Genomic DNA, 25,237 nt, shown 5'->3' with positions numbered 1-25,237 from the left:
CGGCCGTTGACGCGGCGGCACCTTGCGGGCGCACGGCGAGACCTTTACCCCCCGATGACAGGAGAGCTTTCATGGCCAGACCGACCCTCGATCCCGACGCCGCGCTGAAGGACCTGACCGGCTGGTCGGTCCATGGCGGCGACCGTCCTGCGATCGAGCGGACGCTGAAATTCGCCGACTTCAACGCCGCCTTCGCCTTCATGACGCGTGTGGCGCTGAAGGCCGAGACGATGGACCATCATCCGGAGTGGTCCAACGTCTACAACCGGGTGACCGTCCTGCTGACGACCCATGACGCGGGCGGCGTCACCGATCTCGACACAACGATGGCGCGTTTCATCGACGACGCCGCAAAATCCCTGGGAGGGGAATAGAATGACCAGGGCAGGACGGGTCGCGGGCAAGGCCGCGCTGATCACGGGCGGGGCCCAGGGACTGGGCGAGGCCATCGCCTGGATGCTGGCCCGCGAGGGCTCGAAGGTCGCCATCACCGACATCAACGGCGCGGGTGCGGAAGCCCTGGCCGCGAGGATCAACGCCGAAATTCCGGGCTCGGCCTTCGGCTTCACCCATGACGTGGCCTCGGAAGCCCAATGGATCGATGTCGTCGACAAGGCGGCCCAGGCCATGGGCGGCCTGTCGATCCTGGTGAACAACGCCGGCGTCGGCGACGTCCTGCTCTTCTGCGAGCAGGACACGACCGAGAACTGGCAGCGCCAGTTCGAGATCAACCTGCGCTCGGTCATGTTCGGCTGCAAACACGCCATGCCGCACCTGCGGGCCTCGGGCTCTGCGGCCATCGTCAACATCTCGTCGATCGCGGGACTGGCCGCAGGGACGGGCATGGGCGCCTACAACGCCACCAAGGCCGGCGTCTGGATGTATACCAAGACCGTCGCCCTCGAGGCCGCCAAGATGGACTGGAACGTGCGGGTCAACTCCGTCCATCCGGTCTTCATCAAGACTGCGATCCTGGATCCCTTCATCGCCATGGCCGGCGGCGACGAGCACAAGGCCCACGAACGCCTCTCGCGCGGCATCCCGCTGAAGCGGATCGGCGAACCGGACGACGTGGCCTACTGCGTCCTCTATCTCGCCTCCGATGAAGCCAAATTCGTCACCGGCGCCGAGTTCAAGATCGACGGCGGCATGACGGCGCAGTGACTGCCCCTCTCCCGCCGGGAGAGGGCTTGAGGCCCGCAGAGCGTTAGCGATGCGTCCTGGCCGAAAGGGTGAGGGTCGTGCCCTCACCGGTTGGCTCCAACCCCTCTCCCTTTCGCGTTTCCAATCGCTTCGCTCCTGGACGCTCAAGCCCTCTCCCGCCGGGAGAGGGAAGGCGCACCATAACCATCAACGGATCGCCAGAATTCTTCAATCGGATCAACGACCGGACTCAGTTTACAGCCTTATCGCAGGCGCCTCCGAAAACCGTGAGACACTGTCCGCCGGACTTTGACATCGCAATCGCAAACCCGACGTCGACTCTGTCGATTCCAATTCCGGAGTCGCCTGCCTCTCATCCGATCGCTTCGGACGCTCCGGACGGTGTTTTCCCGTCCGGAGCCCTCAAAGAAGATCCACCGGCAGGATCTGGCTGGAGAGCAGGGTCTCCATCCCCTCCCAGCGATCCGGCCCCTGGCGCTCGACCCAGGCCTGTACCGTGTCGCGACCGAGGCCGTAGTTGATGATGTAGCTGCGATAGGCCTCGATGAAGCGGACGCGCTGGGCGGCCCGTTCGGGCGTGGTCAGCATGTATTTCGACAGCGTCGCGATCGTGTCCTCACGGTTCACCCGTCCGGCCAGATAGTCGTCGGCGATGGTGTATTCGGCCCGCGCCAGCTGGCGGACGAGGGCGTTGAGTTCGTCCTTTTCGTGGACCGGAGCGCCGGTCAGGCCGGCCAGGGGCAGAAGGACGTCGCGCTCGAACACCTCGGCGTCGTCGCCCGGGAAGGCCAGGTCGATGCCGTAGTTGGCGCTGCCCTCGGCCACGAACGACATCGGCGAATACAGGGGATAGACGCTCATCTCGACCCAGCCGCGATCAACGACAAAGGTCTTCTCCAGCAGGGCGTTGTAAACGTGGTGTCCGGGGTAGCCTTCGTGGCAGCCCAGATCGATGGCCCGGTCGGTGAAGATCGGCTGGTCGGTGTTGATCTCGATCTTCGAGGCGGCGTCGCCCTGGAAATAGTTGTAACCGGACCACGGTTTGTCGGTGACGAAGGCCAGGGTGAACCGCTCATGGGCGGGCAGGGCGATGTGGGGCAGTGTCCGCGCCCGGCATTCGGCGATCGCGGCGTCGAACACGGTCTGCAGCCGGTCGGTCGGAATAACGAACTGGTTGCGGAAGGTCGCGACCCTTGTGGCCAGCGGTCCCTGGCCGGGGACCAGGGCATCGATCCGCGCCAGGATGGGATCGTAGTCGCTGAGCGGCTTCAGCTCGGGCCGGACGCCGAACAGGGCATAGGCCTCGTCGGCGAAGCTCATCCGCTCCCCGCCGATCATCCGCAGACGGGCCGAGGCGGCCGAGACGTGAGCCAGCAGATAGGCTTTCCGCTGCGCCACGGCGGGCTCGGCGCCCCGCGTCGACAGGGCGTTCAGCCTTTCGGTCAGGGCGGCGGCGCCCTGGATCAGGGCCGGGACCTCGCGCGGGCTGGCCTTGGCCGCCTCGGCCCATTCCGGCGGCCCGTAGTAGGCGTCGACATAGCCGGGCTCGCGCTCGCCGATCTCCAGGATCAGGGCGACATAGTCCCGCGCCACGGCGTCCAGACTGTCCCCGGAAGCATCGGGCGTCGGTGCCGTCGCGCAGGCTGCGATCAGCGACAGGGGCAGGGCGAGGGCGGCCAGGAAAAGACGACGCATGGGTGGACTCCGAAAGGACGGCCGCATGCTAGAGCATGATCGCTTGAGACAGAACCGCTACGCGGTTCTGGCGAAGGCGTGAGTCATGCTCTCGCTCATATCTGGAGCCTGATTCACCGCATCGGCGGAATCGCGGAGCGATTCCTCCTCAACGGATCAGGCTCCAGGCGGGCCGGCGGCCTCGGCCAAGTCGTTCCGGGCCCCGCCTTTCCGGGATTGAGGCCGAACGCGACCTGCTGTAAGGCCCTTCGTCCGGCCGCGAGGCCAACGGATGCACCCGTAGCTCAGCTGGATAGAGTACTGCCCTCCGAAGGCAGGGGTCACAGGTTCGAATCCTGTCGGGTGCGCCACTTTCCCTGGACATGACGCAAGGCCCGCCGACTTCGCTCGGGCCCAGGACGGCGTGCGGTCCTTCACGCGAGGCGCGCGTGCCCTTGAACACGACCATTGCCGTCACGGGCGCAATGACCTATTGGCCGACCTGCGACAGGTTCCCCAGCGATGGGGATGAAAAGGGAACTCGGGTGCGAAACCCGGGCTGCCCACGCAACTGTAAGCGGCGAGCCCGCGCGTCATTAGCCACTGGGTCCGATGGTTTCGACCAAAGGACCTGGGAAGGCGACGTGCACCGGCATTGACCCGCGAGCCAGGAGACCTGCCCGTCGTGGTCGTCCTTCGCGCGGACGTGGTGTGCCGGGCGGAACGGGTGTTTTCCCGAATGACGACGTCTGTTGGGCCGCGCATCGCTGCGCGGTCGTGACCGGGCGCGTCGATGTCCGATCACGGCCGTTCGCGTGCCGGCTCGTTGTCAAACGAGGGATTGGACCCAGATGAGAAACGAACTGATCGTCAGCGCCGCTACGACCGCGCTCCTGCTCGCCGCCAACGCCGCGAGCGCACAAACCGCAAGCTCCGCCACCGACCCTGGCCTGCTGGACGATGTCATCGTCACGGCGAACCGTTCGGCCCAGGCCGCCGACCGCGTGGGCCAGTCGGTCACCGTCCTGACCACGGCGGACATCCAGTCCAGCCAGACGGTCGTCGTGTCGGACCTGCTGGCCCGCACGCCGGGCGTGACGGTGTCGCGCAACGGCGGCGTCGGCTCGGTCACGGCCCTGCGCATTCGCGGCGCCGAGAGCGACCAGACGGTTGCGGTCGTCGACGGTGTGAAGCTGAACGACCCGTCGGGCACCGGTGGTGGCTACAATTTCGGCAACCTGCTGGTCGGCGACATCGCGCGGATCGAGGTCCTGCGCGGCGCCCAGTCGACCCTGTGGGGATCCCAGGCCATCGGGGGCGTGGTCAATGTCGTCACCGCCGAACCGACCCGTCGTTTCCAGACGAGCCTCGACGCAGAGGCCGGATCACGGGGCACGAGGTATCTGCGCGGCTCGGTCGGCGGTGCCGGCGAGCGCGCCACCTGGCGGCTGGCCACCTCCCGCTACCAGACCGATGGCTTCTCGGCCTTCGCGCGCGGGACCGAGGATGACGGCTACGAGAATTTCGGCCTGGGCGGCCGGGCCAATATCCGGATCGTCGAAGGCGTCTCGGTCGATCTGCGCGCCGTCTATTCGGACGGGACCGTCGATGTCGACGGCTTCCCGGCACCCCTCTTTGCTTTCGGCGACACGCGTGAGACCTCGAGCACCAAGGAACTGGTCACCTATGCGGGCCTGAATTTCGACCTGTTCGACGGCCGGCTGAACAATCGCGTCGCCTATGGCTACACCCGCACCGATCGCCAGAACCTGAACCCTGACCGGGCCGGGTCCAATGTTACCTTCGAGGCCGAGGGCCTGAACCGGCGCTATGAATACCAGGGCGTGCTGGAGGTCCGTGACGGCTGGACCGCGACCTTCGGCGCCGAGCACGAGGATTCAGAGTTCTCCGCAGGCGCGGACGCGGCCGAGGTCGGTCTCGACGGCCTCTACGCCCAGCTTCAGGCCGAGGTCGTCGACGGCCTGACCCTGACCGGCGGCGTGCGTCGCGACGAGCATGACACCTTCGGTGGCAAGACCCTGGGCCAGGCCGCTGTAGCCTGGGCGCTGAACGGGGGCTCGACCGTGCTGCGCGCCAGCTTCGGCCAAGGTTTCAAGGCGCCGAGCCTTTACCAGCTCTACAGCCTGTTCGGAAACCTGGCCCTGATGCCGGAAGAGGCCGACGGCCGGGACCTGGGTGTGGAACAGCATCTGCTGGACGGCGACCTGATCCTGTCGGCGACCTGGTTCTCGCGTGAGACGACCAACCAGATCGACTTCGTCTCCTGCCCGGGCACGGCCACGCCGGCGACTGCGCCGCTCTGCTACAGGAACGGGGTGCGTCGCTTCGGTTACTACTCGAACATTGCCCTGACCGAGGCCGACGGCGTGGAGCTGGCGGCGGACTATGAGATCGGGTCGTTCTCGGTCAATGCCAACTACACCCGGACCAACACCGAGAACCGCACGCCCGGCGCCAACCTGGGTCGCCAGCTGGCACGCCGTCCGGAAGAGGCCGCCAACCTGACCGTCGGCTATGTCTGGCCGTTCGGTCTGTCGACCTCGGTCGCCGTCCAGCATGTGGGCGACAGCTTCGACAACGCCTCGAACGCCACGCGTCTCGAGGCCTACACCCTGGTCGACCTGCGCGCCTCCTGGCCGGTCAACGAGACGCTCGAGGTCTATGGCCGGGTCGAGAACGCCGGCGACGAAACCTATGCGACCACGGCCAACTACGGCGTCGCGGGTCGCGGAACCTTCGTGGGCGTCCGCGCCCGGTTCTAGGTCGACACGACGGGCGCGAACGGATCGTCCGTTCGCGCCCTCTGGCGCCGTCCCCGACAGGCGGCGCACACTCTGGCCCGCCGGGAAGGAGACGCATCGATGACAGCACCCGATCGTCGCGCCCTGGTCGCGGGCGGACTGGCCGCCGGCCTCGGCCTCGGATCTGCGCGCGCCGCGCCGGCGTCGCCGCCACCGGTCGAGCCCCGCCGCATCGTCTCGTTGAATCCCTGTCTGGATGTGATCCTCGCCCATGTCGCGGAAAGGAGCCGGATCGCCGCGCTCAGCCACTATTCCCGCGACCGCTATGGCTCGACTATCGCCGACATCGCCCGGACCCTGCCGTTCACCTACGGCACGGCGGAAGAGGTCATCGCCCTCGAACCCGACCTTGTGCTGACGGGGCGTCCGTCGCCGCCGTCTCTGCTGAACACCCTGGATCGCCTCGGCATCCGTACCCTCCAGTTCAGCGTGCCGGAGACGGTCGCCGACAGTCTGGCCCAGGTGCGCGAGGTGGCGACCCTCGTCGGCCGCCCCGGGCGCGGAGCGGCGGTCGTCGATCGGATAGAGGCGGCTCTGGCCGCCGCGGCTCCTGCGCCCGGAACACGCCGTGTGTCCGCGCTCGTCTTCATGCCCGGAGGGTTCGCCTCTGGTCCCGGCACCTTGATGGACGAGATGATGTGGCGCGCGGGTCTGGACAACGTCATCGCCCGGTACGGCCTGCGCGGATCCGCCAATGTGCCGCTGGAGTTCGTCATCGCCGACCCTCCGGACCTGTTGCTGTCGGGCGAGCCTTCGCGCGGTCTGCCCAGCCGGGCCCAGCGGGTGATGGAGCATCCGGCGCTTGCCCGTGTCGCCGGCGGCATGGAGCGCGCCGTCTTCCCGGAACGGCTGCTGTTCTGCGGCGGACCCGTCCTGATCCAGACGGCGGGGGCCCTGTCGCGCGCACGCGACGCTGCATTGGCGAGGTCCGCATGAAGCCCGTGAGCCGACCGCTTCTGTATGCCGGGCTGATCGTCCTGCTGCTGATCCTGTCCGGGCTCAGCCTGATCGCGGGCAAGGTCTGGGTGCCGTGGAGTGCCTGGGTTTCGCCGGACATCGATCCGCGTTGGGCCATCGTGTTCGAACTGCGCCTGCCGCGCACGATCCTCGGCATCGTCGTGGGGGCCGCGCTCGGCCTCTCGGGCGCGGTGCTGCAGGGCTATACGCGGAACCCGCTCGCTGATCCCGGCGTGCTCGGTGTCTCCGCCATGGCGGCGCTGGGCGCGGTGGTGACGCTCTACTACGGGGTGACTGCGGTCGCGCCCTGGGCCCTGCCGGTCGCGGCGATCAGCGGGGCCCTGGTCAGTGTCGCTATCCTGATGCTGCTGTCCGGATCGGCCTCGAGCCTCGTCACCTTCGTCCTGGCCGGCGCCATCCTGAACATCCTGTCCAGCGCGGGCGTGTCGCTGGCCCTGTCGCTGGCCCCCAATCCGTGGGCGGTGAGCGAGATCGTTGACTGGCTGATGGGGTCGCTGGCGGATCGCAGCTTCGAGGAGGTGAAGATGGCGCTGCCCTTCATCGCCGTCGGCTGCGGAATGCTCCTGACCACCGGCCGGGCTCTGGATGCGCTGACCCTGGGAGAGATCGGGGCGCGATCGCTCGGGATTTCGATGCCGCAGACCCGCTGGACGCTGGCGCTCGGCGTGGGTCTGGCGGCCGGAGCGAGTGTCGCCGTCACCGGCGTGATCGGGTTCGTCGGGCTGGTGACGCCGCACCTGCTGAGGCCGCTGGTGGGCGCACGACCCGGTGCCCTTCTGGTTCCGAGTATTCTGGGCGGGGCTGTCATCGTACTGGCGGGCGACATCCTCGTCCGGATGAGCCCGGCGGCGGGCGAGGTGAAGCTGGGTGTGGCCATGGCTGCGCTGGGGGCACCCTTCTTCCTGGTCCTGCTGTTGCGTCTGCGGAGGAAGATCGCATGAGCGTCCTGTCCTGTGCGGACCTGACCGTCGATATCGGCGGCAAGTCTATCCTCTCGGCCGTCAGCCTGTCGATCAAGGCCGGACAGGTCACCGCCGTCGTCGGTCCCAACGGCGCCGGCAAGTCGACCCTGTTGAGCTGTCTGGCGGGCCTGTGCGAGCCGACCTCGGGCGCGGCGCTGCTGGACGGCGTCGCCCTGACGGACATGAGGCCGCGCGACCGGGCGAAGCGGCTGGCCTTCCTGCCCCAGATACCGGAGATCGCCTGGGCCATCGAGGCACGGACCCTGGTCGAGCTGGGGCGCACCCCCTTCATCGGCGCGCGCGGTCAGGCCAGGGAGGACCATGCCGCGGTCGACCGGGCCATGGCTGCGGCCAATGTCACCGGGTTCGAACACCGGATCGTCGACACCCTGTCAGGCGGCGAGCGCGCGCGGGTGCTGATTGCCCGGGCGCTGGCGGGAGAGCCCGAATGGCTTCTGGCCGACGAGCCGCTGACCGGGCTCGACCCGGCGCACCAGCTGGACGCCGCCATTCTGTTCCGACGGCTGGCCGACGAGGGCGTGGGGGTGATCGTGACCCTGCACGATCTCTCCATGGCGCTGCGCCTGTCCGACCGGATCATCGTCCTCGCCGACGGCGAGGTTCTGGCCGATGAGCCGCCTGCCACGGCCCTGTCGCCGGATGTCCTCAGGCGTGCCTATGGCGTCGAGGCGACCCTGACCCGGGGTGTGGGCGGACCCCTGATCGACGTGATCCGCCGCGCGTAGCCGGTGCGGCCGGGCGGTGAACCCCTACGGAGCGGCGAGGATCAGCGTCGCCGGTTCGCCCGCCTGGGCCGACGACGTCAGCCAGATGTCGAAGGCGCCGGGCTGGACCTTCGGGCGACCGTCAGCGCCGACGTATTCCAGACGTTCGCGCCGCAGGGTGAAGGCCACGGTCTTCGTCTCGCCCGCCGCCAGTTCGACCTTCCGGAAATCGCGCAGGCGACGACCGGGCTGGGTCAGGTCGGCGACGCGGTCGCGGATATAGAGCTGGACCGTCTCCTCGACCGCACGGTCGCCCGTGTTGGTCACGTCGACCGAGACCTCGGCCTCGCCATCCCAGCCCAGCGTGCCATTCGCGGGCGTGACCGCGCCATAGGTGACCGCGCCATAGGTCAGGCCGTGGCCGAACGGATAGAGGGCGGTGTTGGTCGTCTCGCGATAGCGGGCGACATACTCCTGCGACGCCAGGGCGTTGTTCGCCGGGCGGCCGGTGATCTTGTGATCGTAGCTGAAGGGCTGCTGCCCCGAGCGATGCGGGAAGCTGACCGGCAGGCGACCCGACGGCGAGACGAGGCCGAAGACGATGTCGGCGACGGCATGGCCCATCTCGCCGCCGAGGAACCAGGTGACGACGATAGCCCCGGCGTCCCTGATCGGTCCCGACAGCGCCATGCCGCGGCCATTTCTCAGCAGGACGACGACGGGCTTGCCGGTCGCGGCGACGGCCTCTGCCAGGGCGAGCTGGGGTGCCGGGATGTCGATCTCGGTGCGCGACTGGGCTTCGCCCGACATGCGCGAGCTCTCGCCGATGGCGAGAACCACGACGTCCGCCCGGGCCGCCGCCAGCACCGCTGCCTCGATGCCGCCCGGGAGGGCCGCCTCTACGTCGGAGCCCTTGACCACGACGAGGTCGGCCTCCTCGTCCATGGCCGCGCGGAAGCCCGCCTCAAGCGAGATACGACGCGTCTCGTCGCCCCAGATGGTCCAGGGGCCGAAGACATTGTCGACGTCGGCACCGAACGGTCCGATCAGGGCGATCTTCTGGCCCGACGGCTTCAGTGGCAGGAGGCCCCCCTCGTTCTTCAGGAGGACGATGGACTTCACCCCGGCCTCGCGCGCCAGATCGCGATGCTCGCGGGAGCCGACGACCCGGCGCTCCCGCTCGGGATCGCAGCCGCGATAGGGATCGTCGAACAGACCGAGCGCCGCCTTGGTCATCAAGACGCGACGCACCGCCTGATCGACGCGGGCCAGCGGGACATCGCCGGTCTCCACCAGATCGGGGATGTGCTCCAGGAACAGGCCCGAGACCATCGACATATCCATGCCGGCCAGAAGCGCGATGCGGGCCGCGTCACGCCCGTCGGCGGCGAAGCCATGGGCGATCAACTCCTGCTCTGCCGTGTAGTCGGACACGACGAAACCGGTGAAGCCCCATTCGTCGCGCAGGATGTCGGTCAGCAGATACGGATTGCCGGACGCGGGCACTCCGTTCAGGTCGTTGAAGGCGGTCATAACCGACAGGGCGCCGGCACCGAACGCGGCCCTGAACGGTGGCAGGAAGACGCCGCGCAGCGTCGCTTCGGACATGTCAGTGCTGTTGTAGTCCATGCCGGCGATGGCTGCGGAATAGGCGGCGAAATGCTTCGGCGTGGCCAGAAGCGCATCGCGATCCGCCAGGCCCCTGTCGCCCTGGAAGCCGCGCACGCGGGCGACGGCCAGAACCTCGTTCAGCCAGACGTCCTCCCCCGCGCCCTCGACGCCGCGACCCCAGCGCTGATCCCGTGCCACGTCGACCATGGGGGCGTAGGTCTGGTGGATGCCGGAGGCCGCGCCCTCAACCGCCGCCGCCCGCGCGGTGCGCCGCGCCAGGTCGGCGTCGAAAGCGGCCGCCTCCGCCAATGGAACCGGGAAGACCGTCTTCAGCCCGTGGATGATGTCGGCGGCGAACAGCAGGGGGATGCCCAGCCGGCTTTCCTCGACCGCGATCGTCTGGATGCGGCGGCCGGCCTCGGCGCCCACGCCGTTGAACAGATTGCCGACGAGGCCCTCGCGGATCATCCGGGTCACCCGTGCCGGGTCGCCCTGGCCGTCCAGCGGGTTCACGTTCATCGGCCGGAACCGGAACGGATCGCCCAGCAGGTTCAGCTGACCCGCCTTTTCCTGGATTGTCATGCGCGCGATCAGGGTGTCGACCCGGTCGAGGTCGGCCCCGGACGTCCGGGGCGATATCCGCGGCGCGGCCACAACACTGCTCGCGAACATGCCCAATCCCGCTGCCGCCATGGCCAGAACCAATCTACGCGAAGAAGGATAGACCGGGCGGTTCAATACTGGAATCCTTCTGGGTTCGCCGTGAAATAGACGCACGAGGGCGAGGAGTCAGATCACACCCGGTTGCAGGTGCGTCCAGCCGATACGACGGCACGGGATTGAAGTTCCCCTCGGGCGACCAGAATGCGGCCATAGAACTCCGCCCGGGCGATGCCGGTCAGTCGAGCCCGTCTTCGGTCACCACGAAGGTGCGGCCTTCGGCGCGTGCGGCAGCGGCGAGCTGGTTCTGGACAATATGCCAGCGACGCAGGCGTTCGAAGTCGATCGTGTGGCTGGGCTGGGCGTCGAGCCATTCGGTGAAGGCGCGGCGGGCCTTGCGATACTGGGGCGCCGTGGGGTCCGGCACGGGCGGAACTTGCGGCAGCCGGGTGGCGACGTCCGGCGGAATGGGAAAGTCGCCAGAACTCGTGGAGAGGATCATCGGGCGCGACTCGCGGGGAAGGGGTAGAATTCCCCTATTTAACTCCGCTCCGCAGCCGGGCGCCACCTTTCGACGCGAACGACGTTCCGGCAAAAGGCCCGCCCTGATATGGCCAGGCTCCTGAGGCTGCATGCGGCGGCGGGATCGCGAGAGGAACAGTATCATGATCATCACCCGGACACTGGCGGCGGCCCTGGTCTTCGCGCTGGAGGCCGGCGCGGCCCAGGCCCGGGTCCAGGCGCAGAAACCTCCCGCCCAGGCCCGGCCCGCGGACCAGGTCGACCAGCTGCTGAGCCAGGCCCGGACCACCGACAGTCCGCCGCCCGTCAACGACGGAGAGGCCTATCACCGGGCCGACGATTCCGAGCAGACTCCGGAGGAACTGCGCACCACCCGGGCGCTCAACGACGAGATCGCCTCACGCAACCAGCTGGCCGAGAACCAGGAACAGGCCGATCGGGAGGCCTATGAGCTGGAACGGGCCCGCCATCAGGCCATCGTCGATCAGGCGACCCGCGATCGCCTGGCCTATGAGGCGGCGGCGCGCGAAGCCGATGATGCCCGGCGACGGTGGGAGGTCGAGCAGGCCCGGCGCGCGGCCGAGGGCCCGGCGGCGGGCGGCGGTGCCGTCGGGGCGTAACCTTCCGGACCGCGGCTGCGTAGTTGGTGCAGGCGGCAGATTGCCGGAAGGTCGGTCTCGTGAGACCGTCCGGCCGAGTGGCGGAGGGAATCGATGACGGACGGAACGCTGGAGGCTCCGACGGCTGAGAGCACGACCGACCCCGCCGGGCCGGATCACGCCGATCGCCCCCTGCCCGGAGGGCGCACCGACACCTACCGGCACCCGCCGCTGGTCCGGATCAGCCACTGGCTGAACGTCATCGCTGTGGTGGTGCTGGTGATGAGCGGGCTGAATATCCTGATGGCCCATCCGCATCTCGACTGGGGCACGCAGACCCGCTTCGGCAACTCCTGGCTGAGCATCCCGACGGTCCCGAACTGGCTGATGATCCCGCAGGGTCGGAACCTGGCCGAGGGGCGGCACTGGCATTTCTTCTTTGCCTGGGTCTTCGTCATCAACGGCCTGATCTATCTGGCCTACGGCTTTCTTTCGAAGCGGTTCGGCCGGCGGCTGTGGCCGACGGGGGAGGAGCTGAAGGGGTTCTGGCCCTCGGTGAAGGAACACGCCCGCTTCCACTTCCCCAAGGACGATGAGGCGCGGACCTATAACGTCATCCAGAAGCTGACCTATGTGACGATGATCCTGGTCATCCTGCCGATGATGCTGATCACCGGGCTGTCGATGTCGCCGGGGTTCAATGCGGTGGGCGGGTTCCTGCTGGACATCATGGGCGGGCGGCAGTCGGCGCGGACGCTGCATTTCATCTCGGGTGGGCTGATCGTGGGCTTTATCGTCATCCACGTCGGGCTCGTGATCTGGACGGGCTTCGTCAACAATATGCGGGCGATGATAACGGGCTGGTTCGTGATCGAGCCGACCACTCCCGCTGATGGAGAACCGAAATGAGCGCGTCGGCGATGAACCGTCGGACCTGGCTGGGCCGGGCCCTGGCGACCGCAGGCGTGATGGCCCTGGCAGCGTGCGAACGCGGCGTGTCGTTCAGTGAACGGCTGAAGGTGTCCGCCGAGGCGCTGACGCGCCGCTCCCAGCGCCTGCTGGTCCCGCGCGAGGCGCTGGCCCCGGAGTACGACGCGCGCGAGATCTCGCCCTTCTTCAAGCCCAACGGATCGATCGACCCGGCAGCGGCCGACTATGTGGCGCTGAGGGACGGCGCATTCGCCGACTATCGGCTGGAGATCGGCGGACTGGTCGAACGGCCCCTGTCGCTGTCGCTGGCCGAGCTCCGCTCGCGCCCCGCACGGACCCAGATCACCAAGCACGACTGCGTCGAGGGCTGGACCGCGATCGGGCAGTGGACCGGCGTGCGGCTGGAAACCCTGCTCGAGGAGGCGGGGCTGAAGCCCGAGGCGAAATACATCGTCTTCCACTGTTTCGACGCCCTGACCCAGACCGAGGACGGGCCGCGCTATTACGAGAGCATCGACCTGATCGACGCCCGCCACCCCCAGACCCTGCTGGCCTATGAGATGAACGGCGAGGTCCTCGGGGTTCCGAACGGGGCTCCGCTGCGGCTGCGGGTCGAGCGGCAGCTGGGTTACAAACAGGCCAAATACATCCGCCGGATCGAGGCAGTGGAGAGCTTTGCCGACATCCAGGGCGGCAAGGGCGGCTATTGGGAAGACCGAGGATACGAGTGGTACGCCGGGATCTGAAGTCAGGCTTCTCCTCCCCGTCCGCCTTCGGCGGATGGTGAGGTGGCTCCGAGCCTTTCTGGGCGAGGAGACGGAGGGTGCGAGGCGGTGGCGGACGGCAAGAGCTATGAACGCGCGCGGTCTTTCCGGTCGGCCCTGACGCCGCCGGAGGCCCGGTTGTGGGTCGCGCTGCGCGGCCGGCGGCTGGCGGGGCTAAAGTTCAGACGCCAGCACCCGGTCGGGCCCTACATTCTCGACTTCTACTGCGCGGCGGCCCGGCTGGCTGTCGAGGTGGATGGAGCGATTCACGGTGTCGAAGATCAGGTGCGCCATGACAGGCGACGGACGGAATGGCTGGCAGAGCGTGGCGTTCGGGTGATCAGGATCCGGGCGCTCCATGTGAGGGACGAACTGGAAGGCGTCCTGACGTTTATCGCCGAGGTGGCGGGCTCACGGGTTGGGACCGGGTCGCCCCCTCCGTCTCATCGCTGATCGCGATGAGCCACCTCCCCATCGCCCTGCGGCGATGGGGAGGAGACGCGTGTTCGGCTTTACCCTGCGACCATGCTCATGTCGCGGCGGGCCAGCAGCTTGTCGAACTCGCCCCAGACGCCTTCGGCACCGTGCCAGGCGCCGGTGGTGGCGGCCTTGGAATATTCCGTGGCGCGGGCCTCAAAGAAGTTGGCGTGTTCGACGCCCGACAGCAGGGACTGCAGCCAGGGCAGGGGGTTTTCCTTGACGCCGTAGAGCTCGGGCAGTTTGAGCTGGCGCAGGCGCCAGTCGGCGATGAAGCGGATATACTGTTTGATGTCCTCGGGGGTCATGCCGTTGACGTCACCGGCCTCGAAGGCCAGGTCGATGAACTTGTCTTCCAGACCGACCACGGTGCGGCAGCATTCGACGATGTCGTCGGCGACCGACGCGGTGACGCAGCCCGTCTCGGCGTTGAAGGCGTGGTAGAGTTTGATGATGCCGTCGCAGTGCAGGCTCTCGTCGCGCACCGACCAGCTGACGATCTGGCCCATGCCCTTCATCTTGTTCTGACGCGGGAAATTCATCAGCATCGCGAACGAGGCGAACAGTTGCAGCCCCTCGGTGAAGCCGCCGAACATGGCCAGGGTCCGGGCGATGTCGGCGTCGGTCTCGACCCCGAACTGGCCCATGTAGTTATGCTTGTCCCTCATGGCCTCGTATTCCATGAAGGCGCCGAACTCGCTCTCGGGCATGCCGATGGTCTCGAGCAGCAGGGCATAGGCCGCGATGTGGATCGTCTCCATATTGGCGAAGGACGACAGCATCATTTTCACCTCGGTCGGTTTGAACACCCGACCGTATTTTTCCATGTAGTTGTCCGCGACCTCGATGTCCGACTGGGTGAAGAAGCGGAAGATCTGCGTCAGCAGGTTGCGCTCCTTGTCGTTCAGGTTCGCCGCCCAGTCCTTGCAGTCCTCGCCCAGCGGCACCTCTTCGGGCATCCAGTGGACCTGCTGCTGCTTCTTCCACATGTCGAACGCCCACGGATAGCGGAACGGCTTGTAGGCCGCCGAGGGGGTCAGCAGGCCGGCGCGGGCGGGCGTGATGAGGGTGTGGGCGTTCATGGGGGGAGCTCGGGAACTGGGTCCCGGCCTGGGCCGGGATGAACGGATGGGACTGGAGCCACTGAACTCCAGAATCGCACCAATTGCTACCTGTTGAGGATTAACGATCCCCAGCATCAACATCTTGTGTCGGCCGGGGGATGGTTTTGCACTGTTCCTCGAATTCGGAGTGCAAGACAGTGCAATCCTCGTCGGGGTCCGGGGACGGGTGTTGCGCATCGGGGCGGTCGCCCACCCGTCGCAGATAGGCGGCGCGCAGATGGTCGATGTCCCGGAAGAGCGGCGCCTCGGCGTCGATACGGTCGCCGCAACGTTCCAGCCGTTCCGCGACGCGCAGCCAGATCAGGGATTGCTGCGGCCGATCCATGGCCGCTTCTTCCGACGCCTTGCGAAAGGCGAACCGCCGCAGGAGGTCCGGTTGGGGCTGGAACAGCAGACGGAACTGATCGAGGCCCTGGTCCTCCAGCACTTCGGCCAGCTCGGGATCGGTCTCCACGGCGGCGTCGCGACGCCGTTGCGGATCGTCGTCCTGACGACGCCAGCCGTCGGCAGCCGCCCGATGGCGGAGGGTCCGCAGCGGTACACCATAGCGTTCGGCGAGCACGGGGCCGCTGACGCCGGCCATGAAGTCGGCGCGGATCCGGTTCCAGGTTTCGGCTGAGCGCGATGGGGGTTCGGCATGGGTCATGCCGACAGTGTCACCCCGTTTCAGACCAGGGCGCGCATAAAGGCTCTAATCAGAGCCGGGCGTTGAATTCAAAGGCGTCCCGGGTCGATCCGCGCCTTGTTTGAAAATCATCGGATACGTCGGCCGGCCCCGAGGCGGACGCGTTGACGGTCCGCCGGGGGGTGGGGAGCGGACCAGTTCGCGCCAGGTGATCACGGTCCAGGCCTGAGAACTCGCTCGTTTGAAAATCGCGCAATGACCGATGCGGTTTCTTTGCTCCCTAACGCCCGCCCTTCTGATCGCCGTGTTGCTCTCAGCCGTGAGCGGCTGCGCCAGCAGGGAACGGATCCAGCCGCTGTTCCCGCCTGTGTCCGACTTGCGGGTCGAGCCCAAGCCGCAGCTGGCCCCGGCTGACCTCGACAGTGAAGCCGCGCTCGATCGCCACGACATCGCGATCGAGGCGTGGGGCGAAGATGGCTGGAAGGCCGTCGGTCGGATCTGCCGCTGGGCCGCGGCGAACGGGGCGGCGGGGTTGGCGTGTCGTTGAAACCCGAGAGTCAGGCGGGCTGATCCGGCAGGATGCGATCGCACGCAGCTTCGATACCCTCCCAGACCTTCGTTCCCGCAGGAAGGAAAGATACGACGAAGGCCGCCACGGCGCCTGCGATAGGATTTTCCTGGACCTTGCAGGCTGTCGCAATGACGTTGCCGACGCGGGCCGCCACGGTCTGCGGCGTCTGAGGGGTCCCGGCCTCGGCGGCTCGAACAACCGCTGCCTGGGCGGTGAGGACATTTCGCAGCTGGCCCGGGAAACCGCCGAAATCATCGGGTTTGACGTCGGACAGATCGACCACAAAGGTCTTGGGCCGACCATCCACCCGTAGATATTCGATCAGGAACGGTCCTTGACCCCTCGCGGTTGGGCTGGCCGTGGCCAGAAGGTCGTTTGCCCGCATGAAATCGTACCGGCCGGTGAGCTGGCTGCAGCTATTCTCGTCTGTGACCGCACCCCGCAGAAGCCAGCGGACCGGGATCACCTCGGCATCGGGGTCGTCAGCTGCGATCTCGCTTGCAGGGTTGAGACCCATGAAGGCCTGACAGAAAGCCGTGTTTCGACCGAGGTTGTCCTGTTTCAAAACGACAACCACAGCGGGCGGACGGCTGGGGTCCTGACCGGGGAGAAGCGTCGCGCGGCCGAACACGGCGTACTCGAGTTGCTGCGCCACCCCAGATGGTGGCGGTGGCGGTGGAGGCGGCGGCGGATTGAACGCGGGAGGCGGCGGAGGAAGTGGTGGCGGGTTGGGCGTTGCGCAGCTTGCGACAAGGGCTGCGGCAACCAACACGGACGACAGCTTCAACATTTCGGGCCCCGATCAACGTTATGCAGAGAAGGTCTTATCAACTGTTGCGCGAGTCAAGCGGGGGAGGCGTTCAATGCGCCGACGGCGTCGAGAACACGAGCGCGAGCAGCCTGGATCGGTACGAGCTGACCGGGCGCCCGACTATCCCGTCCGAATACGTCGTGGACTGGACCAAGGTCGTCGCCGGCGGCGAGGCGACCCGGGCGGAGGTCACCCGGCTGATCGCGTCCGTCCACTCTCGCGAGGGCATCGTGGCCGGCTACATCGTGCAGCTGGAGGAGCGGGTGCACGTCTGTTCGAACGACGCGGCATGGCTGAGGGACTTCTACGGGCCGTTGCCGGCCGGCTGATGACTAGAAAGGGTCTGAATCGACCATTTTGTTGCGGCGCAGATTGCTATGGAAAACGTCAGCGAAGACGACGATCAGAACCGCGAGAGAACCAGCGAAACCCCAAGGGGACGCAACGCCGGTCCGTATCCCGCCATAGACACCTGCGGCCCCTCCCAGCGTCGCTAAAAGGCTCAACCCGCCGTAAACGTAAATCATCGTCTGGTGGTAGTCGCTCGACGGGAAGAGCCGGTGAAGCCAAGCCTGCTGCTGCGTGCTTTTCTCGGCAACACCGCTGTCATCCGCCATGTGGAAGCTGGCGTCGAGGTAAAGCCAGTGAAGGTAGGCTCCCACGGTGAAGAAGACTGCGGCGCAGTAGAACGGAGCGCCGGGTGCGATCATCGTGGCGCTTTCGCCGAAAACCAAAGCGCCGGCGGGCAGCGCGCCGACAGACCCGAGGACGGCCTGGATCCGTGCGCCCTCTGCAGATTTGATCTGTCGATGAATCTCGTCTCTGGTCATGGTGGGAACTTGACACGCTGATCGGCGGTTGTGGAGTCGGAGCCGGCCGTGTAGCGGTGACCCGGCACTATGGGCCGCTTCGCTGATCTTCAGGCTCCGACGACCTCCAGCAACCCATCCGGCAACGGCCGCTGCAGCGCCTTCGCCTCGTCCCAGGGGGCGCGCATCCAGACATCACGCTCCTCCTCCGTGGTCAGGATCACCGGCATGGCCTTGCGGTGCCAGGTCTTCACCGGTTCGGCGGCATCGGTCGTCAGGAAGGCAAAGGCGTCGAACGCCTCCCAGCCGGTCTTGATCTTCCGGACGCAGGCGTGGGGCGTCCAGACCCCGGCGAAGAAGGTCAGCGCCTCGTCGGCGACGGCGCCGACCGAGGCGTAGCGGTCAGGCCGCTTCCTCGACGGTCTCCGTGTCCCGGGCACCCGCCATCACGGCATCGATGGCGGCGAACAGGCTGGCGTGGGTCAGGGGCTTGGCGACGTGGCCGTTCATGCCGGCGGCGGTGCAACGGGCCGCGTCCTCCGGCATGGCGTCGGCGGTGACGGCCAGGATCGGAGTGCGGGCGCATTCGCCGCCCAGACCGCGGATCGCCTGGGTCGCGGCCAGGCCGTCCATGCGCGGCATCCGCACGTCCATCAGGATCAGGTCGAACGGCGCGGCCGAGGCCATCTCCACCGCCTCGATTCCGTCGACGGCCTCGAAAATTTCGCAACCCAGCGGAGCCAGCATCAGCCGGGCCAGTTCGCGGTTGGTCGGATGGTCGTCGACGATCAGCACCCGGGCCGCGCCATCGGTACCGGCGACAGCGGGATCGAAGGCCACGGCGGTCCCGTCCTCGTCCGCCAGAGGCAGGGGCAGGCGGACGACGAAGGTCGAGCCGCCGGGCGAGGTGGTCTCCAGATCGATCCGGCCGCCCATGGCGCCGGTGAGACGACGCGCGACGGCCAGGCCGATGCCGCAGCCGACGTGAGCGCGGCTGATGGAGTCATCGGCCTGGACGAAGGCGTCGAACAGCGTCGGGATCAGGTCGGGATGGACGCCGGGGCCGGTGTCGGCGACCCTGAACACGGTCAGGGGCCCTTCCCGCGCGACGCTGACCACGATCTCGCCCACGGCCGTGAACTTGACGGCGTTGGACACCAGCCGATGCAGGATCTGGCGCAGGCGGCGCCGATCGGCCATCAGCGGTGCCTCGGCGCCCGGCAGGACGCGGATGTGAATGGGCAGGCGTCTGGAGGCGGCGGCATCGCGGCTTGCGGCCGCGACCTGGGCCAGCAGACCGGCGGGGTCGATCGTCTCGAGGCCACCGATGACGTCACCGTGCGAGACCTCCAGCAGGTCCTCGACCAGGGTGAGCAGGGCCGCACCCGACTGTTGGATCTCCTCGACCTGATGACGGACCTCCCGGGGCAGGCCCGATCGGCGAGACAGGATCTCGGCATAACCGACCACCCCATGAAGGGGGGTCCGCATCTCGTGGCTCATCAGGGCCAGGAAGCGCGACTTCGCGGCATCGGCGGCTTCGGCCTGACGTCGCGCTGCCTGGGCGGCAAGCGTGCGCGTCTGCAGCCGCAGGACCATGCGTCGGCGTTCGGACACGATCGTCGAGATCGGCAGGGCGACAACGATCAGGGTCAGCAGGAAGCCGTAAAAGACATTCAGCTGGCGCACCAGGTCGGGGACGTTCGCCAGCTCCGGATCTTCGGCGAGCCGCTGGAGCGTGACGGGGCCGTGGCCGGTGACGGTGGCGAAACCGCCGATCACGGTCACCAGCAGGATGGCAAGGGCCGAACCCGTCGTCGAGACGCGGAAGACCAGCAGCAGAAGCGGGGGGACGATCAGATAGGAGATCGGCAGGCTGGACTGAAAGAAGACGACCAGGGTTGTGGCGGTCAGCAGGCTGAACAGGGCGAAGGTCTCTTTCCCGTTCGCGACCTCGCTGGGGTCGGCGAACCGGTGGTGGCGCGCCAGCAGGAGCAGGGTCGGGGTGATGATCAGCAGGCCCAGGGCCTCCATCGCGAAAAGGCGCGCCGCGGTGAAGACGTAGAGGGCCGTCGAATAGTCACGCAGCACGGCCGCCACGCCGACGATGACGAACGTACAGAACAGGACCGCGGGGGTCACGGCGGCGACGGCGAAGAGGGCGAGCCGGCGCGGACGTCGCAGGTCCAGGGCCGCGCCACAGAGCCGGCGGGCCAGGACGCCGGCGATCACGACCTGGGTCATGTTCAGGACGGCGTTGAGCCACAGGAAGGGCATCGGGTCGCCGCGCACGACGTTGCTGACGAGATTGATCGCGAAACAGACGGCCAGGACGGCGAGCGCCTTCCTGCGATGCAGCTGGAGGAAGGCGGCAAGCAGGATGCCGTTGGCGGGCCATATGACGACGGCGTCGAACTTTTCCGTGCTCCACATGCCTATGAGGAGGCTTGCGCAGAACAGCGCCACATAGGCCCAGGCCGGGGGGCCTGCCTCGCGTCCTGTTTCATGGCGGAAAACCCGCCAGCGACCTTGCATCAGCGTTTTCCCTGCCACGCCATCAACTGGTCATGGCATGAGAGGGTTAATGTATTGGTGGTCGGACGATCCGTAATTGCCCTTAGTCGCGCCGGACGTCAGCCAGGGTCCGTCAGAATGCCGGGCACAACAGGGGCCGGTCGCCGCCAAGTCGCCGCCAGGGCGAGGGCCAGCAGCAACGTCCTGTCCCCGATTTCGGCCAGGGAGACGCGTGCGACCGGGATCAGAAAAGGGTCGAGGAGGCGTCCCGATCCGGGCGGTGCGTGTAGGTGGTGGCAACACCGTGAGGCCAGCGCGACGGTGGATGGTAGACAGGTCGAAATGGTTAATATAACGCTGGTTACGCGGCTCGCCCGCCTTTTCAGGGTTCGCCTGTGAGGGGAAATAGCGAGGTCTCGCAAGGACTTGAGGGGAGCTGACCATGGATCCGATTACTTCGATCGTGGCCGCCATGCTGATCTCCGGCGCCGCGGCGCCGGCGGACGGCCATGGCTGTCCCGAAGCACCGCACTACGGCGATGTGCCCTGCTCGTGCACGCGCGTCGTTGACTTCTACGGCCCCTGGACCGGCGGCGGTGCCGGCTGGCCGGGACCGGGCGGCTGGGGCCCGCCGATCAATCATCCGGGCCCGGCCATTCACGTCGCTTCGCCGGGCGTTCGCGTGATCGGTCGCCCGATCAACGTCGCCGGCCCGACCATCTACATCGACGGACCTCCGGTCTATGTCGACGCGCCGCCGATCCGCATCGCGCCGGCCCAGATCTACGTCCAGCGTCCGGAAGTTCACGTCCGGCCGTCGGAAATCCTGGTCGAGCCGCCTGAAGTCCACTTCTCGGACTGCGCCGACGGCACCGTCTGCACCCCGGCCAGCCCGGGTCACTGATCCGGTCAGGCTGAAATGACGAAGGGCCCCGGCGGAAACGCCGGGGCTCTTTTTCTATGGCGGAGCGGAAACGTCGGGTTCGTTTTGCTTCCTTTCGTCATCCTTCGGCGAGCGAAGCGAGACCGGGGGACCCAGCGGCGCCGAAGGCGATCTGTTCAGGCACGATTGCGGACGCCGCAGGTGTCCGCGACAGGTTCGCGCTCGCGTGCGCCTCCCCCGGTCCGATCTTCGATCGGCCGGAGGATGACGAGAGGCAAGGCGGCTAGTCCTCGGCGGCTTCGTCGGCCTTGGTGGCAGTGTCCGCTTCGAGCGTCGCCGGAACGGCGATCGCTGCCAGGCCGGGATCCGTCGAAGTGCCCGCCCCCGGCACGCTGCAATAGTCGCGCGCTTCGCGGGCCAGGCCGAGATAGCCGCCGTCGAGGGCGGCCTTGACTGCGGCGTCGCAGTCATCGGCGCCCAGCAGCCGGGTGACCTCGCGGCGGACGGCCAGATAGGCGGTCTGCTTTTCACTCAGGGTGCGGGCAGCGCGGCGGTCGTCGGGCAGGCACAGGGACACCCAGCCGGCGTCGGCGCAGCGGGAGACCAGTCGCGCCTCACGCTCGGTCAGGACGCCGGTGTCGATCGGCTGGATCGGGCCGGGATCGGCGACCACCGGCGGCACGACCGGAGGCGCGGGGGGGATGGCGACGGTCGGCGTCAGCGTCAGGGTCTCGGGCGAGGCCGCTTCCGGCCCCGATCCACTGCCCAGGACGACTGCGGGTGCATCGGCGACGATGTCGGTTCCGGGGACGGGCACGATGACGATGTCGGGTACGGCGTAGCGGCAGACATAGCGGCCGTTCTCGAGGGCGCAGGACTGTAGCGTGGCCTGGACGGCCTGCGGCTCGACCAGGGCCGGGCCGGCGAGCAGGGCGAACATCAGGCTGATCATCGAAGCCTCCTGCCGCAGAGACGGGGACGGGCGGGCCCCCGGCGGTCGGCTAGCGTGGATATTAACTCTTTTGGCGAGAGCGGACCTAGTGAAATCTCAGCCCTCGTCGACCGCTGTTTTGCGGGCCGCGGGCGGGTCGTCGACGAGGTGGGCGTGGTGCCGTTTCTGCCGGCGTTCGACGGCATAGCTGACCAGCCACAGCGCCATGGCCCAGGCCGCGCCGACGCACCAGCCGGCCATGACGTCCGAGGCCCAGTGGGCACCGAGATAGACGCGGGTCAGGCCGATCATCAGGGCGAAGACCATGCCGACGCCGAGCACATAGGCCTTGAGCCGCCGTTTCGGGAAGGCGCGCGTCATCATCACCGCGACCGTGAGGTAGAAGACCGTCGACAGCAGGGCGTGACCGGACGGGAAGCTGGCGTTCAGCGTCTCGACCGCCTGGAAGGCGGCCGGCGGGCGTTCGCGTCCGAACAAGGCCTTCAGGCCTTCGCTGAGGCCGTAGCCCCCGGCCAGGCCCACGACCAGCAGCAGGGCCGACAACCGCTTCCTGAGGATCAGGAGCATGCCCAGGGCGACGACGGCGAACAGGGTCAGGACGGCGATCCCGCCGAGGGAGGTGATGTCGGTCGCCGCCTCATGCAGCCACCAGGGCCCCCGGGGCTGTCCTGCGACCGGCTGCATCCAGTGCAGGACGCTCTGGTCGAAGGCCTGGCCGTCCGCCTGGGTCATGTCATCGGCGATCTCGACGAAGGTCATGATCCCCAGGGTGACGACGGCAAGGGCGCCGAGGGCGGCGAATTCGGCCCGCGCCACGGTGAGCGCGCGGCGCAGAAAAGTGACGAGATCGGAAGATTGCATCGCTCGCTAACTGCCAGGCCGGGGAGCCGTTCCTGATCACGGCTTCGTGAATCGTGTCATAGCGCTGCGTCGCACGGCCGTCGCGGCTTTTGCACAGGCTCATCCCCCGTCCCGAAGCGATTCGAGACGAATTCAGCCGTCAAGCCCGTTGACGGTTGGTTAGGCATCTGCGCCCCATATGTTGGTTCGGGGAGCGCTTCGGCCACTAGATGCAGTGGTTCGGACGCGGGCGGCTTCACTTCGATTTTTGTTCAGGGCGATGACGATTATGGCTGGTGGCGAAGCGTTGAAGACAGTGGAATTCGAGGCCCTCAAGGCTGCGCCGAGCTCTGAGAAGCCCCATCTGACCGTGGTGCGCAGCCTCGAACTCGACCGGACCCGCGACGACCTCCTGACGGACTTCGGCAAGAAGACGCTGGAAGATCGCTATCTGCTGGCCGGCGAAAGCTATCAGGACATGTTCGCGCGCGTCGCCACGGCCTATGCCGACGACGCGGACCACGCCCAGCGTGTCTATGACTATATGTCGAAGCTGTGGTTCATGCCCTCGACGCCGGTGCTGTCCAACGGGGGCGCCAAGCGTGGCCTTCCGATCTCCTGCTTCCTGAACTCTGTGCAGGACAGCCTGGACGGTATCCAGCGCGTCTGGAACGAGAATGTCTCCCTGGCCTCCAACGGCGGCGGCATCGGGACCTACTGGGGCGGCGTCCGCTCCATCGGCGAGAAGGTCAAGGGTGCCGGTCAGACCAGCGGCATCATCCCCTTCATCCGCGTGATGGATTCCCTGACGCTGGCGATCTCGCAGGGGTCGCTGCGTCGCGGTTCGGCGGCGGTCTATCTCGACGTCCATCACCCGGAAATCGAGGAGTTCCTGGAGATCCGCAAACCGTCGGGTGACTTCAACCGCAAGTCCCTGAACCTGCATCACGGCCTGAACATCACCGACGAGTTCATGGAGGCCGTGAAGGCCGGGGCCCAGTTCGGCCTGCGCTCGCCCAAGAACGACGAGGTCCTGCGTACGGTCGATGCCCGCTCGCTGTGGCAGAAGATCCTCGAGATCCGGCTGCAGACCGGCGAGCCCTATCTGATCTTCTCCGACACGGTGAACCGCCAGATGCCCCGCCACCAGCGCGAGCTGGGGCTGAAGGTGAAACAGTCGAACCTGTGCAGCGAGATCATGCTGCACACGGGGCCCGACCACCTGGGCATCGATCGCACCGCGGTCTGCTGCCTGTCGTCGGTCAATGCCGAGATGTTCCTGGAGTGGCGCGAGGAGCCCCGTTTCATCGAGGACGTCATGCGCTTCCTGGACAATGTCCTGGAGGACTTCATCACCCGCGCCCCGCCGGAAATGGCCGCCGCCGTCTATTCGGCCAAGCGCGAGCGTTCGGTGGGTCTGGGCCTGATGGGCTTCCACTCCTTCCTGCAGGCCCAGGGCGTGGCCTTTGAATCGGCCATGGCCAAGTCGTGGAACATGCGGCTGTTCAAGCACCTGCGTCGCGAGGCCGACAAGGCGAGCGTCAAACTGGCCGAGGAAAAGGGCGCCTGCGAGGACGCCGCCGAACGCGGCATCATGGAGCGGTTCTCGCACAAGCTGGCCATCGCACCGACCGCCTCGATCTCGATCATCTGCGGCGGGACCTCGGCGGGCATCGAGCCGATCCCGGCCAACATCTACACCCACAAGACCCTGTCGGGCTCCTTCGCGGTCAAGAACCCGTATCTTGAGAAACTGCTGGAAGGCTACGGCGCCAACATCGAGGCAGTGTGGAACTCGATCCTGGAGCATGAAGGTTCGGTCCAGCACCTGACCATGCTGAACGACGACGAGAAGGGGATCTTCAAGACCGCCTTCGAACTGGACCAGCGCTGGGTCGTCGAACTGTCGGCCGACCGCTCGCCGGAAATCTGTCAGGCGCAGTCGATCAACCTGTTCATCCCGGGCGACGTCAACAAATGGGACCTGCACATGCTGCACTGGTCCGCCTGGGAGAAGGGCGTGAAATCGCTCTACTATCTGCGTTCCAAGTCGGTGCAGCGCGCCGCCTTCGCCGGTGCCGAGGACAAGGTCGAGGCCGAGGTCGATCCCAACCAGCCCGATCTCTTCTCGGCCGCCCCGACCGACTACGAAGAGTGCCTGGCCTGCCAGTGATCCGGGGGCGGGAGGGCCCACAAATCGCACCGATGGTCTAGGTCCGG

Annotated in this window: 26 protein-coding genes, 1 tRNA gene and 1 riboswitch; of the genes, 15 read left to right on the top strand and 12 right to left on the bottom strand. The window is 67.3% G+C overall.

Annotated features, from left to right (window positions below; genetic code table 11):
• The first annotated feature begins 71 nt into the window (after positions 1-71).
• Together ACW18A_RS13995 and ACW18A_RS13990 are read left to right on the top strand one after the other, a co-directional pair.
• Positions 72-374, top strand: a complete 303-nt coding sequence (locus ACW18A_RS13995; RefSeq protein WP_492022318.1) for a 4a-hydroxytetrahydrobiopterin dehydratase — start codon at positions 72-74, stop codon at positions 372-374.
• Position 375: 1 nt separating this feature from the next.
• Entirely contained in the window at positions 376-1,164 is a 789-nt protein-coding gene (locus tag ACW18A_RS13990) for an SDR family oxidoreductase (RefSeq protein ID WP_492022317.1), read from the top strand.
• Positions 1,165-1,566: 402 nt separating this feature from the next.
• Here ACW18A_RS13990 and ACW18A_RS13985 read toward each other — a convergent pair whose 3' ends face one another.
• Positions 1,567-2,859: a hypothetical protein gene (locus tag ACW18A_RS13985; RefSeq protein ID WP_492022316.1), complete on the bottom strand. Its 1,293-nt coding sequence runs from the start codon at positions 2,857-2,859 to the stop codon at positions 1,567-1,569.
• Between the two features lie 273 nt (positions 2,860-3,132).
• Between ACW18A_RS13985 and ACW18A_RS13980 the strand changes: the two genes are divergently transcribed.
• From ACW18A_RS13980 to ACW18A_RS13960, 5 genes are all read left to right on the top strand, one after another.
• A tRNA-Arg gene (locus ACW18A_RS13980) sits at positions 3,133-3,209 on the top strand.
• Between the two features lie 121 nt (positions 3,210-3,330).
• A riboswitch (cobalamin riboswitch) is annotated at positions 3,331-3,536 on the top strand.
• Positions 3,537-3,689: 153 nt separating this feature from the next.
• Positions 3,690-5,621: a TonB-dependent receptor plug domain-containing protein gene (locus ACW18A_RS13975; RefSeq protein ID WP_492022315.1), complete on the top strand. Its 1,932-nt coding sequence runs from the start codon at positions 3,690-3,692 to the stop codon at positions 5,619-5,621.
• Between the two features lie 99 nt (positions 5,622-5,720).
• Entirely contained in the window at positions 5,721-6,596 is an 876-nt protein-coding gene (locus tag ACW18A_RS13970) for an ABC transporter substrate-binding protein (protein ID WP_492022314.1), read from the top strand.
• Positions 6,593-7,579 (top strand): FecCD family ABC transporter permease, encoded by a 987-nt coding sequence (locus ACW18A_RS13965; RefSeq protein ID WP_492022313.1) that lies wholly within the window; start codon positions 6,593-6,595, stop codon positions 7,577-7,579. Before ACW18A_RS13970 ends, ACW18A_RS13965 begins: the two co-directional genes overlap by 4 nt.
• Entirely contained in the window at positions 7,576-8,346 is a 771-nt protein-coding gene (locus ACW18A_RS13960; RefSeq protein ID WP_492022312.1) for an ABC transporter ATP-binding protein, read from the top strand. Before ACW18A_RS13965 ends, ACW18A_RS13960 begins: the two co-directional genes overlap by 4 nt.
• A 24-nt stretch (positions 8,347-8,370) precedes the next feature.
• On the opposite strand, the gene ACW18A_RS13955 is transcribed toward ACW18A_RS13960, so the two are convergent.
• Both ACW18A_RS13955 and ACW18A_RS13950 read right to left on the bottom strand, forming a co-directional pair.
• Positions 8,371-10,608 (bottom strand): glycoside hydrolase family 3 N-terminal domain-containing protein, encoded by a 2,238-nt coding sequence (locus ACW18A_RS13955; RefSeq protein WP_492022311.1) that lies wholly within the window; start codon positions 10,606-10,608, stop codon positions 8,371-8,373.
• Between the two features lie 226 nt (positions 10,609-10,834).
• The gene (locus tag ACW18A_RS13950) at positions 10,835-11,098 is read right to left on the bottom strand and encodes a hypothetical protein (protein WP_492022310.1); all 264 of its coding nucleotides are present in this window, start codon (positions 11,096-11,098) and stop codon (positions 10,835-10,837) included.
• 163 nt (positions 11,099-11,261) lie between these two features.
• Here ACW18A_RS13950 and ACW18A_RS13945 point away from each other — a divergent pair, with 163 nt between their 5' ends.
• The 4 genes from ACW18A_RS13945 to ACW18A_RS13930 all read left to right on the top strand — a co-directional run bounded on the left by ACW18A_RS13945 (position 11,262) and on the right by ACW18A_RS13930 (position 13,864).
• Complete coding sequence (locus ACW18A_RS13945; RefSeq protein ID WP_492022309.1) at positions 11,262-11,738, top strand: cell wall hydrolase; 477 nt, start codon at positions 11,262-11,264, stop codon at positions 11,736-11,738.
• Positions 11,739-11,831: 93 nt separating this feature from the next.
• Positions 11,832-12,626, top strand: coding sequence for a cytochrome b/b6 domain-containing protein (locus ACW18A_RS13940; protein ID WP_492022308.1), 795 nt, complete (start codon positions 11,832-11,834; stop codon positions 12,624-12,626).
• Positions 12,623-13,393, top strand: a complete 771-nt coding sequence (locus ACW18A_RS13935; protein ID WP_492022307.1) for a molybdopterin-binding protein — start codon at positions 12,623-12,625, stop codon at positions 13,391-13,393. Before ACW18A_RS13940 ends, ACW18A_RS13935 begins: the two co-directional genes overlap by 4 nt.
• An 87-nt stretch (positions 13,394-13,480) precedes the next feature.
• On the top strand, positions 13,481-13,864 hold the full coding sequence (locus tag ACW18A_RS13930) for an endonuclease domain-containing protein (protein WP_492022306.1): 384 nt from the start codon (positions 13,481-13,483) through the stop codon (positions 13,862-13,864).
• Between the two features lie 59 nt (positions 13,865-13,923).
• Here the strand turns inward: ACW18A_RS13930 and ACW18A_RS13925 are convergent, their stop codons facing one another.
• Both ACW18A_RS13925 and ACW18A_RS13920 read right to left on the bottom strand, forming a co-directional pair.
• Positions 13,924-14,970, bottom strand: a complete 1,047-nt coding sequence (locus ACW18A_RS13925) for a ribonucleotide-diphosphate reductase subunit beta (protein ID WP_492022305.1) — start codon at positions 14,968-14,970, stop codon at positions 13,924-13,926.
• Positions 14,971-15,070: 100 nt separating this feature from the next.
• Complete coding sequence (locus ACW18A_RS13920) at positions 15,071-15,658, bottom strand: hypothetical protein (RefSeq protein ID WP_492022304.1); 588 nt, start codon at positions 15,656-15,658, stop codon at positions 15,071-15,073.
• 286 nt (positions 15,659-15,944) lie between these two features.
• Between ACW18A_RS13920 and ACW18A_RS13915 the strand changes: the two genes are divergently transcribed.
• The gene (locus tag ACW18A_RS13915) at positions 15,945-16,184 is read left to right on the top strand and encodes a hypothetical protein (RefSeq protein WP_492022303.1); all 240 of its coding nucleotides are present in this window, start codon (positions 15,945-15,947) and stop codon (positions 16,182-16,184) included.
• A 10-nt stretch (positions 16,185-16,194) separates the two neighbouring features.
• Here ACW18A_RS13915 and ACW18A_RS13910 read toward each other — a convergent pair whose 3' ends face one another.
• The gene (locus ACW18A_RS13910; protein WP_492022302.1) at positions 16,195-16,863 is read right to left on the bottom strand and encodes a hypothetical protein; all 669 of its coding nucleotides are present in this window, start codon (positions 16,861-16,863) and stop codon (positions 16,195-16,197) included.
• A gap of 179 nt (positions 16,864-17,042) precedes the next feature.
• On the opposite strand from ACW18A_RS13910, the gene ACW18A_RS13905 reads away from it, so the two are divergent.
• Positions 17,043-17,348 (top strand): hypothetical protein, encoded by a 306-nt coding sequence (locus ACW18A_RS13905; RefSeq protein WP_492022301.1) that lies wholly within the window; start codon positions 17,043-17,045, stop codon positions 17,346-17,348.
• Positions 17,349-17,351: 3 nt separating this feature from the next.
• On the opposite strand, the gene ACW18A_RS13900 is transcribed toward ACW18A_RS13905, so the two are convergent.
• From ACW18A_RS13900 to ACW18A_RS13885, 4 genes are all read right to left on the bottom strand, one after another.
• Positions 17,352-17,849, bottom strand: a complete 498-nt coding sequence (locus tag ACW18A_RS13900) for a hypothetical protein (RefSeq protein WP_492022300.1) — start codon at positions 17,847-17,849, stop codon at positions 17,352-17,354.
• A gap of 89 nt (positions 17,850-17,938) precedes the next feature.
• Positions 17,939-18,268 (bottom strand): SOS response-associated peptidase family protein, encoded by a 330-nt coding sequence (locus ACW18A_RS13895; RefSeq protein WP_492022299.1) that lies wholly within the window; start codon positions 18,266-18,268, stop codon positions 17,939-17,941.
• The gene (locus ACW18A_RS13890; RefSeq protein ID WP_492022298.1) at positions 18,231-20,261 is read right to left on the bottom strand and encodes a response regulator; all 2,031 of its coding nucleotides are present in this window, start codon (positions 20,259-20,261) and stop codon (positions 18,231-18,233) included. The genes ACW18A_RS13895 and ACW18A_RS13890 overlap by 38 nt, the downstream gene beginning before the upstream one ends.
• Before the next feature lie 200 nt (positions 20,262-20,461).
• Positions 20,462-20,542: a hypothetical protein gene (locus ACW18A_RS13885; protein ID WP_492024400.1), complete on the bottom strand. Its 81-nt coding sequence runs from the start codon at positions 20,540-20,542 to the stop codon at positions 20,462-20,464.
• Positions 20,543-20,784: 242 nt separating this feature from the next.
• Between ACW18A_RS13885 and ACW18A_RS13880 the strand changes: the two genes are divergently transcribed.
• The gene (locus ACW18A_RS13880) at positions 20,785-21,246 is read left to right on the top strand and encodes a hypothetical protein (protein ID WP_492022297.1); all 462 of its coding nucleotides are present in this window, start codon (positions 20,785-20,787) and stop codon (positions 21,244-21,246) included.
• Positions 21,247-21,508: 262 nt separating this feature from the next.
• Here the strand turns inward: ACW18A_RS13880 and ACW18A_RS13875 are convergent, their stop codons facing one another.
• A complete protein-coding gene (locus ACW18A_RS13875) occupies positions 21,509-22,177 on the bottom strand; it encodes a hypothetical protein (RefSeq protein ID WP_492022296.1) in 669 nt (222 codons plus the stop codon).
• A 96-nt stretch (positions 22,178-22,273) separates the two neighbouring features.
• A complete protein-coding gene (locus ACW18A_RS13870; protein ID WP_492022295.1) occupies positions 22,274-23,038 on the bottom strand; it encodes a phosphatase PAP2 family protein in 765 nt (254 codons plus the stop codon).
• Positions 23,039-23,297: 259 nt separating this feature from the next.
• Between ACW18A_RS13870 and ACW18A_RS13865 the strand changes: the two genes are divergently transcribed.
• Complete coding sequence (locus tag ACW18A_RS13865; protein WP_492022294.1) at positions 23,298-25,190, top strand: ribonucleoside-diphosphate reductase subunit alpha; 1,893 nt, start codon at positions 23,298-23,300, stop codon at positions 25,188-25,190.
• The last annotated feature ends 47 nt before the right edge of the window (positions 25,191-25,237 follow it).

The sequence above is a fragment of the Brevundimonas sp. AVps5 genome (assembly GCF_058681515.1).
The sequence above is the reverse complement of the archived record's forward strand: the minus strand, read 5'-3'. Positions and strand labels throughout refer to the sequence as shown.

Excerpts from the sequence above, each read along its gene's own strand:
- ACW18A_RS13975 (WP_492022315.1), top strand. The coding sequence starts at position 3,690 with ATGAGAAACGAACTGATCGTCAGCGCCGCTACGACCGCGCTCCTGCTC.
- ACW18A_RS13950 (WP_492022310.1), bottom strand. The coding sequence starts at position 11,098 with ATGATCCTCTCCACGAGTTCTGGCGACTTTCCCATTCCGCCGGACGTC.
- ACW18A_RS13965 (WP_492022313.1), top strand. The coding sequence starts at position 6,593 with ATGAAGCCCGTGAGCCGACCGCTTCTGTATGCCGGGCTGATCGTCCTG.
- ACW18A_RS13955 (WP_492022311.1), bottom strand. The coding sequence starts at position 10,608 with ATGTTCGCGAGCAGTGTTGTGGCCGCGCCGCGGATATCGCCCCGGACG.
- ACW18A_RS13985 (WP_492022316.1), bottom strand. The coding sequence starts at position 2,859 with ATGCGTCGTCTTTTCCTGGCCGCCCTCGCCCTGCCCCTGTCGCTGATC.
- ACW18A_RS13935 (WP_492022307.1), top strand. The coding sequence starts at position 12,623 with ATGAGCGCGTCGGCGATGAACCGTCGGACCTGGCTGGGCCGGGCCCTG.
- ACW18A_RS13920 (WP_492022304.1), bottom strand. The coding sequence starts at position 15,658 with ATGACCCATGCCGAACCCCCATCGCGCTCAGCCGAAACCTGGAACCGG.
- ACW18A_RS13880 (WP_492022297.1), top strand. The coding sequence starts at position 20,785 with ATGGATCCGATTACTTCGATCGTGGCCGCCATGCTGATCTCCGGCGCC.
- ACW18A_RS13865 (WP_492022294.1), top strand. The coding sequence starts at position 23,298 with ATGACGATTATGGCTGGTGGCGAAGCGTTGAAGACAGTGGAATTCGAG.
- ACW18A_RS13970 (WP_492022314.1), top strand. The coding sequence starts at position 5,721 with ATGACAGCACCCGATCGTCGCGCCCTGGTCGCGGGCGGACTGGCCGCC.
- ACW18A_RS13925 (WP_492022305.1), bottom strand. The coding sequence starts at position 14,970 with ATGAACGCCCACACCCTCATCACGCCCGCCCGCGCCGGCCTGCTGACC.
- ACW18A_RS13945 (WP_492022309.1), top strand. The coding sequence starts at position 11,262 with ATGATCATCACCCGGACACTGGCGGCGGCCCTGGTCTTCGCGCTGGAG.
- ACW18A_RS13870 (WP_492022295.1), bottom strand. The coding sequence starts at position 23,038 with ATGCAATCTTCCGATCTCGTCACTTTTCTGCGCCGCGCGCTCACCGTG.
- ACW18A_RS13940 (WP_492022308.1), top strand. The coding sequence starts at position 11,832 with ATGACGGACGGAACGCTGGAGGCTCCGACGGCTGAGAGCACGACCGAC.
- ACW18A_RS13960 (WP_492022312.1), top strand. The coding sequence starts at position 7,576 with ATGAGCGTCCTGTCCTGTGCGGACCTGACCGTCGATATCGGCGGCAAG.
- ACW18A_RS13900 (WP_492022300.1), bottom strand. The coding sequence starts at position 17,849 with ATGACCAGAGACGAGATTCATCGACAGATCAAATCTGCAGAGGGCGCA.
- ACW18A_RS13875 (WP_492022296.1), bottom strand. The coding sequence starts at position 22,177 with ATGATCAGCCTGATGTTCGCCCTGCTCGCCGGCCCGGCCCTGGTCGAG.
- ACW18A_RS13990 (WP_492022317.1), top strand. The coding sequence starts at position 376 with ATGACCAGGGCAGGACGGGTCGCGGGCAAGGCCGCGCTGATCACGGGC.
- ACW18A_RS13890 (WP_492022298.1), bottom strand. The coding sequence starts at position 20,261 with ATGTGGAGCACGGAAAAGTTCGACGCCGTCGTCATATGGCCCGCCAAC.
- ACW18A_RS13995 (WP_492022318.1), top strand. The coding sequence starts at position 72 with ATGGCCAGACCGACCCTCGATCCCGACGCCGCGCTGAAGGACCTGACC.